The following is a 1,961-nucleotide window of genomic DNA, read 5'->3' on the forward strand; positions in this document are numbered from 1 at the left end:
GGTGTCCTGGACGCCGGCTTCGACGGTCTCCCAGTCGGTTTCGCCGAAGGCGTGTCCGGCGTAGCGGGACAGCGGCTCGAGGAAGCCGCGCAGGTCGCGGTCCATGATCCAACCGGTGATCGGCCCGGTCACGCGCCCTCCGTCCCCGTCACCGCAGCGCCGGGTGGTCCGCCACCACCGTGCAGGAGCCCGGGGCGATCTCCGTGAAGCCCGCGTCGCGGACCGTGGGGAGGCCGCCGGCCGTCAGGGCGGGCCAGTGGGCGGGGTCGGCGGTGCGGACCGCCAGGGGGAAGCCGGTGGCGTGCCACGTCGCGCGGGCCTCGTCGGTCAGTTCCCACCAGGCCAGTTGGGCGGCGTGGCCCGCCTGGGCCATGGCCTTGCCGGCCGACATGCCGAGGGCGGGGTTCAGCCAGAGGACGGGGGCCGCCGGGTCCGCCGGGGGCACGGGGTCGGGGTCGTCGAGGTCGGTTCCGGAGACCTGGAGGCGGGCCAGCTCCTTGGGCCAGCCGTCCAGGGGGACGGGCGGGAAGACGCGGACCTCCGCCGACTTGCCGGTGACCGTGATCCCCGGGAGGGCCTCCGCGCGGCGCCACTCCGCGCCGCGTGCCCGGCGCACCACCTTGCGGATGCGGGCGTCCTGCCAGTCGCGCATCGCCCGCGCCCACTCGCCCTCGCCGACCGAGCGCTCGTCGGTCAGCATCACCAGCACCGCGCGGGCCGCCGTCTCCAGGGCGTCCGTACGGGCCGGGGGCGCCGCCCGCTCGATGCGGACCACCAGGGGCAGGACGAACTGGGGTGCCTCGTCGCGGGCGCCCGGGTCGGGGCGGAAGGGGCTGTCGGCGGCAGGGGTTCGGTTATCGCTCACGGGGCCAGTGTGCCAACCCGCGCGGGAGTGCCGTCAGCCCGAGCAGGACGTGCGTTCCGCCTCGCGCCACTCGCAGACCGGGCACAGCGTGATGCCCTTGTACGACTCCGGGTACTCCGTCGGCTCCCGGCACAGCACGCACGCCGCGTACGGCGGGCCGTCGGCCCTGGGCGGCCGGGTGACGTCGATCAGGCAGTAGTCGTTGTCGGTGTCGCTCATGACTCCAGCGTAGGGACTCCGGCGCGAGGATTCCGGCACAGGGGTTCCGGCACGGGGTCCCGGCACGGGGTCCCGGCGCAGGGCGGCTCAGCCCCGGCCGTTCGCCGCCGCGATCAGTTCGGAGACCTTCACGAAGCGGTAGCCCCGGCGGCGCAGCTCCGGGACGATCCTCCGTACCGCCCGTTCCGTCGTCGGGGCCGCGCTGCGGGTGCAGTGCAGGACGACCACCGAGCCGGGGCGTACGCCCTCCAGCACCTGCCGGGCCACCGCCTCCGCGTCCGTGGCGAACGCGTCGCCGCCGACCACGTCCCACTGCACGGCCGTCACCCCGGCCGGGGTCAGCGCCTTGAGCGCCGTACGGTCGTAGCAGCCGCCGGGGAAGCGGAAGTACGGCTTCGGATCGTCCACGCCCACCTTCCGGAACACCGCGTACGCCCGTTCCACGTCCGTCCGCATCCGGCCGGCGGAGACGGTCGGCAGGCCGTAGCAGTCACCGGTGAACGCGTAGTGGCTGTAGGAGTGGTTGGCGACCTCGAAGAGCGGGTCCCGGCCGATGGAGCGGGCCTGGTCCGGGTACTCCTCGGCCCAGCGGCCCGTCATGAACACCGTGGCCGGCACCTTCAGCGCGCGCAGGGCTGCGATGAGCCGGGGGTGGTCGAAGTGCTCGCCCGCCGCCGCCCTCGGGCCCTGGTCGGCGGTCATGTCGGCGTCGAAGGTGAGGGCGACCGTCCGGCCGCCGGTGCGCGGGCCGTTGCGGAAGACCGGGGTCAGGCCGGACGGGCCCGGGGCGAGCGTGGGAGGGACCGAGGGGGAGGAGGGCGCGGAGGGCGCCGGCCGGGGGGCCTGCTGCGGGGCGGGGCGGGGGGTGGCGCAGGCG

3 protein-coding genes are annotated in these 1,961 nt (G+C 75.7%); all 3 read right to left on the bottom strand.

The window, feature by feature from the left end; genetic code table 11:
* Positions 1–148 precede the first annotated feature (148 nt).
* On the bottom strand, positions 149–865 hold the full coding sequence (locus B7767_RS27090) for an aminoacyl-tRNA hydrolase (protein ID WP_085574472.1): 717 nt from the start codon (positions 863–865) through the stop codon (positions 149–151).
* Positions 866–898: 33 nt separating this feature from the next.
* Positions 899–1,084 (bottom strand): hypothetical protein, encoded by a 186-nt coding sequence (locus tag B7767_RS27095; RefSeq protein WP_085574473.1) that lies wholly within the window; start codon positions 1,082–1,084, stop codon positions 899–901.
* An 87-nt stretch (positions 1,085–1,171) separates the two neighbouring features.
* Positions 1,172–1,961 (bottom strand): polysaccharide deacetylase family protein (locus B7767_RS27100; RefSeq protein WP_085574474.1); only part of this gene is annotated, 790 nt, incomplete at its 5' end.

It is taken from the genome of Streptomyces sp. 13-12-16 (genome assembly GCF_002114215.1).
Classification (GTDB): Bacteria; Actinomycetota; Actinomycetes; order Streptomycetales; family Streptomycetaceae; genus Streptomyces.

What these genes read in the sequence shown, in the direction of transcription:
- B7767_RS27095 (WP_085574473.1), bottom strand. Translation starts at nt 1,084, where the DNA reads ATGAGCGACACCGACAACGACTACTGCCTGATCGACGTCACCCGGCCG.